This is a genomic window from Mesorhizobium sp. M7A.F.Ca.CA.004.12.1.1, from assembly GCF_003997835.1.
Classification (GTDB): Bacteria; Pseudomonadota; Alphaproteobacteria; order Rhizobiales; family Rhizobiaceae; genus Mesorhizobium.
Window position 1 is genome coordinate 1 of record NZ_RZRK01000408.1, and the last position, 5,580, is coordinate 5,580.

A 5,580-nucleotide genomic window follows, 5' to 3' on the forward strand; every position below is an offset into this window, starting at 1 on the left:
CCTGTACAGATAGGCCTTTGTTGTAATTTAATCAAGGCGTTTTAAAATAAAATTGTGCTTCATTCAAAAAATTGCGCGCTGTAACTATCAGAAAAATGATGATACAAATTCATACAATTCAAAAACTGTTTGAAGCTTAGCGGGAATAATTCTCCCGGTATTTCATTTTTCTTGTGAGTTGAAGAAGGAGACCTCGAGATGTCCGTAAAGACGCCAACAGGCACCCCCGTAACGATCACGCCGGTCGCAAAGCCGGTAATGGCAAAGCCGATGGTTGTCCTGTCGCCGCGGCTGACTGTCAGAAGTGACGAGGCGGCAAAGCGAAGGATCGCCGACACCGATGGAACGGTTCGGCGTGCCAGGCAGGTTGCCGAGACCAATCGCCTGATTTGATCTTTCCGCACCGACGAAAGGACGAGACAGCAAGCGAAGCCTTGAACCTGGCGCGCCAATGGCCTAGATCGCCACAGGCGGATAAAACACGGCAGGTTTCCCATCAACAGAGATCAAAGACGAGCGGCGGGTGCGGGAGCCAGGTCTGGCGCAGGCGGACAGCCGCCGCTGGGCCTCGACCAGTATGTGCAGCAGGCGTTGCAACTGCATCAGGCGGGGCGCCGGCAAGAGGCTGAGACGATCTACCGGCAGGTGCTGGCGCGTCAGCCCAAGCATGCGGCCGCGGCGCATTTCCTGGGACTGCTGCTGCACCAGACCGGGCGCAGCGAAGAAGGGCTGGATCTCATCGAACGGTCGGTGAGCCTGCAGCCGACGAATCCCGATTTCCTCAACAATTTCGGTACGGTGATGCGCGACCTCGGCCGCCCTGCTGCGGCCATCGATTTCTTCCGCGGTGCGGTGGATCTGCGGCCGGACCAGCTCGCGGCGCGCGACAATCTCGGCTCATCGCTGAAGCAGGTCGGCCAGTTCGAAGAGGCCGAAGAGATTTATCGCGGCACGGTTGCACGCAACCCATTCCACGTGCGCGCCCGCATCGGGCTTGCCGAAACCCTGCAGGAAGCCGGGCGGCTGGATGAGGCGCTCGCCGTCTTCCGCGAAGCGCTGGCGATACGCCCCAAGGATGCCGACCTGCTGCACGGGCTCGGCGTCGGGCTGATGGAAAAGGGCAAGCTCGACGAGGCGGTCGACCTGTTCCGGCAGGCGTTGGCGATCAACCCCGCCATGGCCACAGCTTGGCTGATGCTGACGCAGGTCAAGCGCCAGAAGGATCGCGACAGCGAGCTTGGGGGCATGGAAGCCCAGCATGCCAAAGCGCCGCAGGACAGCCTGGCACGCATGCAGCTGTCCTTCGGACTCGGCAAGGCGAATGACGATCTCAGGGATTATGGCCGGGCCTTCGACTATTTCGCCGAAGGCAATGCGATCCGCCGCAAAGGCATCAACTACGACCAGGCCAGGACGCGGGCCGAATTCGAGGCGATGAAGGCCACCTTCGATGCCGGCTTCTTCGAGAAGCACAGGCCCAGCTCAATCAGCGACGACACGCCGATCTTCATCGTCGGCATGCCGCGTTCGGGCACGACGCTGGTCGAGCAGATCATTGCCAGCCATCCGCAGGTCTACGGCGCAGGCGAGCTCAGCATCTTGAAGAAGGCGGTCGGCAAGCAGTTCCCGGCGACCATGCCGGGTGGCTTCCCATGGGGCGTATCGGATATGGGCGATGCGGATTTTGCCGAAGCAGGCCAAGCCTATCTCGACATGCTGCATGCCCGCTATCCGAACATGCGCCACGTCACCGACAAAATGCCGGGCAACTTCCTGCTTGTCGGCTTCATCCACATGATGATGCCGAAGGCCAGGATCATCCACTGCGCGCGCGATGCGGCGGCCACCTGCCTGTCGATCTACAAGGTGCATTTCCGCGGCGACAGCCATCGCTATGGCTACGATCTCGGTGAGCTCGCCGACTTCCACAATCTCTACACCGACATCATGAAGCATTGGCACACGGTGCTGCCGGGCGTCGTGCATGATGTACGCTACGAGGATTTTGTCGCCGACCAGGAAGGACAGACGCGGGCATTGATCGCTCATCTCGGTCTGCCCTGGGACGACGCGGCTCTATCGTTCCACGAGACCGACCGACCGGTTCGCACGGCTTCAGCCGCACAGGTGCGCCAGCCGATGTATCAAGGGTCGGTCGATCTGTGGAAGCGCTATGGAGACCGGCTGAAGCCGCTGCTCGACAAGCTGGATTAGCGCAACGCTATCTAGCTGATCGTGGCCTTAGAGATTGGCCTAAGCACCCGCGTCGTCATCCTAGGGTCTTCGCGACGGAGCTTCGCGCTTCGCCCTAGGATGACGAAGCTGAGAGGCTTCTTCTAATCTGCAACCGGCTGCTCAAAGCTCAATGAATGGCTTGAAGCCACCGAAGATCATGCGCTTGCCGTCGAACGGCATGTCCGCCCAATCGGCCTTCAAGCGCGGATCTGCCATCACCTTGGCCATGACGGCATCGCGGCTCACCCGCGACTCATAGACGGCCCAGGCGAAGACGACGATCTCGTCGTCCTTGGCCTGCACGGCACGCGGGAAGGACGTGACCTCGCCATAGGGCACGTCGTCGCCGATGCATTCGACATAGGCGAGCGCGCCATGTTCCCTCCAGATAGGCCCTGCGAGGTTGGCCAGCTTCTTGTAGTCATCGAGTTTTGCCCTGGATACGGCAAGTACGAAACCATCGACATAGGACATTTTGGATCTCCTCCTGGAAGTTCACAGGGCCTCACCGGCGCCGGCCGGTGAGGGGCTCGGGCCATCGGCGGCAGATCAGGCTTTCTTCACCGGCGCGTTCATCGCCCATTCGACGCCGAACGGGTCGCGCATATTGCCCCACTGATCGCCCCAGAACATGACCTGGAGCGGCACGGCGACTTCGCAGCCGGCATCGACGGCGCGCTTCCACCAGGCTTCGATGTCGTCGCTGCCGAGGTGAAGCTGCATGGTGTAACCCTGCGGCTTGACGGCGGGCATTCCGTTTTCCGGATAGAAATCGGAGAGCATGAGGGTCGAGCCATTGATGTGGAGGTGAATGTGCATGGTGCGGCCTTTTTCGTCCGCCGGGTAGGCAAAGACCTGCTCCGCGCCGAAGGCCTTCTTGTAGAATTCGGCAGCCTTGAAGGCGCCATCCAGCTGCAGATAGGGGGTCAATCCGCCGAGCACTTTGGCCGCGGGCTGAACGGGGGTCTGATCAGTCATTTGTTGTTCCTCTTTGCGTTTGGCCTTGCGAGCCATAGGACGGATCGGACGGCGGCGATCCTACATGGCGGCGAAATTTTTTTGGCGGTCGGCCCTTGATAATCCCGGACAGCCGCGGGCTCGAGCGAGAGGCGTGAAACGAACTTGCGTCGGCGGCGCCCAATCAGAGCGCAATTCTCTCGGCTCGCAGGCTAGAACAGATGGATCACGCGAACGCCTCTTCAACCCCGGGACGACAATGATCCTCTACTATCAAACCCACTCACCCTTCGCGCGCAAGGCGCTTGTCTTCGCCCATGAGGTTGGCATTGCCGATCGGCTGGAGGTCATCCATCATGAGACCAGTCCGACCTTGCGCAACGCCGATGTCTACGCCGAAAATCCGCTTGGCAAGGTGCCGGTGCTGTTGCGGCCAAATGCGTCGCCGATCTTCGATTCCGATGTCATCTGCGCCTATCTCGACACACTGCATGACGGCCGCAAGCTGCTGCCGCAGGACGGCGAGGCGCGCTGGCAGGCGTTGCGGCTTCAGTCGGTCGCCCAGGGCCTCGCGCAGACAGGCATCGCTTTGCGCTGGGAGACAGAAAGGAGACCCGAAAAGCTGCGCTATGGTGCTCTCGCCGACGGATACCGGGAAAAGATCGAGGCGAGCTACGACTGGATCGAAAGCGCGCTGGACGACGAGGCACCGCTCCATGTCGGCCACATCGCCTTGGCCACCACGCTGTCCTGGATGGCGTTCCGCCACCTGCCGCCTTTTCGCTCGCGGGCGCGGCTGACGCACTGGTTCGAGGCTTTCGAAAAACGCGTATCGATGCAGGCGACACCGCTTTCAGGTGATACGCATGACTGACTGGCGCCTCGCGAGGTCAGGGGCGGCGGCCGTTCTGCGCGTCGAAGACGTCCGGAAAGCCGATATCCTTGCGCAGCGAGGCCGGCAGCGAAAGCAGGATGCGCTCGCTGCGGTGACGAGCGCGCGCTGCCGCATACCGGGTTGCGACGCGACCGATGGATGAAAGAACCGACATGATAATTCTCCCTGGGTTGGCGCCGGCATCATCGTGTCGGCATCCCAAGGACGCGATGGGCTGAGGCTATCCGACAGACCGTCGAGATTTTTTATCGCGGCGTCTGATGGTCTGTCCGAATGCTGCCGTGCGGACCTACGCAACCCTGAGCGTAGGGATCGCTGAAACATCAACTTCACGCTCTGCGTGCCAAGCATCGAAAGCCGCTTGCATTCGAAGCCAGATCGCGGCGCCGTCGCCGAACAGCTTCCCGAGGCGAGCGGCCACAGCCGGCGAAACCGGCTTCTTTTCGCGGATGATGTCATAGAGCTGCTGCCGGGAGATCCCGAGCAGATTTGCAATTTCCACCTTGGTCTTTCCAGTTGCCGGGATAATGTCCTCAAGCAGCGCTCCCGGGTGGGAGGGACAACGCTCAATAGGACGCGTCGGCTCGTGCACGGTCATAAGTCGAACTTCTCCAGTCTGGCCGCCTCAGTGATATTGCTCGAAATCGACGCGGGCAGCGTCCTTGCCGTCGAACTCGAATGTGATGCACCACGGACCGTTGACGTGGACCGTGTAGCGGATTGGATCGAAGCCTTTCAGCGGGTGGAAATCGAAGCCGGGAAGGTTCATCTCCTCCGGCTTCTCCGAAGCTTCCAGGCGGTCAAGCCGGACAAGAATGCGCTTGTGCATCTTGGCGTCGATCTTGCCGGTCTTTCCAGTTTGAAAGAGGTCCGACAGCGCCTTGTTCTTGAAGGACTTGATCATCGATATATGTAAACAGATTGCTTACAAAAACAAGGTCTGTAAGCAAATAATTTACATGCCAGTCGACCTCCGTTGGCCTCATCCTGCCGTTTCGGCCACTGAGCGGAAGAACTCCTCGGGGTCCTCGACTTCGGTCAGCTTTCGTTTGTCGATCAGCCAGAAGCGGTTGCCGATGGCGCGGATGAAGGAGCGGTCGTGCGAGGCGAGCACGCAGCTGGCCTGATGCGCCAGCAGTTCCGCTTCCAGCGCTTCCTGGCCGTCGATGTCGAGGTGGTTGGTCGGCTCGTCCAGCAGATAGAAGTTGGGATTGGCGAGCCTCAGCGCCAGCATCATCAGCCGCGCCTTCTGGCCGCCGGACAGCACGCCGATCTTTTTCTCCTGCATCTCGATGACCACGCCAGCACCGGCCAGCAACGACCGTGCGCGCTGCTCGCCGACATCGTAGCGGCGCGAGACCATCGCCAGCGGCGTGTCGTCGCCGCTGATGCCCGACAGCGCCTGATCGCTGTAGCCGAGCACCGTCGACGGCGTCACCTTCACATTCCGCACCGTGTCCGGGTCGATGATGGCATTGCGGATCAGGGTGACG

At 60.7% G+C, this 5,580-nt stretch carries 9 protein-coding genes; 2 read left to right on the forward strand and 7 right to left on the reverse strand.

The annotated features are described in order from the left end of the window. Window positions 1-59: 59 nt before the first annotated feature. Window positions 60-452, reverse strand: a complete 393-nt coding sequence (locus EN984_RS37785; protein WP_164748817.1) for a hypothetical protein — start codon at window positions 450-452, stop codon at window positions 60-62. Between the two features lie 139 nt (window positions 453-591). Between EN984_RS37785 and EN984_RS20755 the strand changes: the two genes are divergently transcribed. After that, window positions 592-2,214, forward strand: coding sequence for a tetratricopeptide repeat-containing sulfotransferase family protein (locus EN984_RS20755; protein WP_236382892.1), 1,623 nt, complete (start codon window positions 592-594; stop codon window positions 2,212-2,214). Between the two features lie 141 nt (window positions 2,215-2,355). Here the strand turns inward: EN984_RS20755 and EN984_RS20760 are convergent, their stop codons facing one another. Beyond that, a complete protein-coding gene (locus EN984_RS20760) occupies window positions 2,356-2,709 on the reverse strand; it encodes a DUF1428 family protein (protein ID WP_127268660.1) in 354 nt (117 codons plus the stop codon). Between the two features lie 75 nt (window positions 2,710-2,784). Continuing rightward, window positions 2,785-3,213 (reverse strand): glyoxalase/bleomycin resistance/extradiol dioxygenase family protein, encoded by a 429-nt coding sequence (locus EN984_RS20765; RefSeq protein ID WP_127268665.1) that lies wholly within the window; start codon window positions 3,211-3,213, stop codon window positions 2,785-2,787. A 238-nt stretch (window positions 3,214-3,451) separates the two neighbouring features. Between EN984_RS20765 and EN984_RS20770 the strand changes: the two genes are divergently transcribed. Next, entirely contained in the window at window positions 3,452-4,066 is a 615-nt protein-coding gene (locus EN984_RS20770) for a glutathione S-transferase family protein (RefSeq protein WP_127268661.1), read from the forward strand. 16 nt (window positions 4,067-4,082) lie between these two features. On the opposite strand, the gene EN984_RS20775 is transcribed toward EN984_RS20770, so the two are convergent. From EN984_RS20775 to EN984_RS20790, 4 genes are all read right to left on the reverse strand, one after another. Continuing rightward, window positions 4,083-4,241 (reverse strand): hypothetical protein, encoded by a 159-nt coding sequence (locus tag EN984_RS20775; RefSeq protein ID WP_127268662.1) that lies wholly within the window; start codon window positions 4,239-4,241, stop codon window positions 4,083-4,085. A gap of 135 nt (window positions 4,242-4,376) precedes the next feature. Then, complete coding sequence (locus tag EN984_RS20780) at window positions 4,377-4,685, reverse strand: HigA family addiction module antitoxin (protein WP_127268663.1); 309 nt, start codon at window positions 4,683-4,685, stop codon at window positions 4,377-4,379. A 27-nt stretch (window positions 4,686-4,712) separates the two neighbouring features. Continuing rightward, complete coding sequence (locus EN984_RS20785) at window positions 4,713-4,991, reverse strand: type II toxin-antitoxin system RelE/ParE family toxin (RefSeq protein WP_023809788.1); 279 nt, start codon at window positions 4,989-4,991, stop codon at window positions 4,713-4,715. A gap of 78 nt (window positions 4,992-5,069) precedes the next feature. Then, window positions 5,070-5,580, reverse strand: a 511-nt coding sequence (locus EN984_RS20790; protein ID WP_164765555.1) for an ATP-binding cassette domain-containing protein, incomplete at its 5' end; no start/stop codon positions are given.